Annotated in this window: 4 tRNA genes; all 4 read left to right on the top strand. The window is 45.0% G+C overall.

The features are described 5' to 3' along the window. The first annotated feature begins 119 nt into the window (after positions 1-119). The 4 genes from HMPREF3045_RS08950 (at position 120) to HMPREF3045_RS08935 (ending at position 469) form a co-directional block, all read left to right on the top strand. Positions 120-194, top strand: a tRNA-Asn gene (locus tag HMPREF3045_RS08950). A gap of 3 nt (positions 195-197) precedes the next feature. After that, a tRNA-Leu gene (locus HMPREF3045_RS08945) sits at positions 198-286 on the top strand. Between the two features lie 4 nt (positions 287-290). Beyond that, positions 291-367 (top strand) — tRNA-Met (locus HMPREF3045_RS08940). A gap of 27 nt (positions 368-394) precedes the next feature. Then, positions 395-469, top strand: a tRNA-Glu gene (locus HMPREF3045_RS08935). Positions 470-520: the final 51 nt, after the last annotated feature.

The raw sequence follows: 520 nt of genomic DNA, 5'->3' as shown, positions 1-520 counted from the left end.
TCCCGGGAGACTAGGAAGTTGCCAAACTTACTTTTTTGTGAAGATTATTTCTTCACAAAATTTGTAAGAAAATTTTGACAAAGTAAATTTAATATTTTATAATTATACATATTGTATGTGCTTAGGTAGCTCAATGGTGGAGCACCCGGCTGTTAACCGGTAGGTTGTGGGTTCGAGCCCCACCCTGAGCGCCAAATGCCGGGGTGGCGGAACTGGCAGACGCACAGGACTTAAAATCCTGCGGTGGTCAAACACCGTATCGGTTCGATTCCGATTCTCGGCACCAATAACGCGGGATGGAGCAGCTTGGTGGCTCGTCGGGCTCATAACCCGGAGGTCGTAGGTTCAAATCCTACTCCCGCAACCATACTTTTTAAGTAATAAAATTATATAAGGCCCTATGGTCAAGCGGTTAAGACATCGCCCTTTCACGGCGGTATCCCGGGTTCAAATCCCGGTAGGGTCACCATTTTAATTTTAAAATCAAAAAGAGATTTATCCTTCGTTTTAGAGGGAAACC

This window comes from Anaerococcus sp. HMSC075B03, from assembly GCF_001815585.1.
Classification (GTDB): Bacteria; Bacillota; Clostridia; order Tissierellales; family Peptoniphilaceae; genus Anaerococcus; species Anaerococcus vaginalis.
The sequence above is the reverse complement of the archived record's forward strand: the minus strand, read 5'-3'. Positions and strand labels throughout refer to the sequence as shown.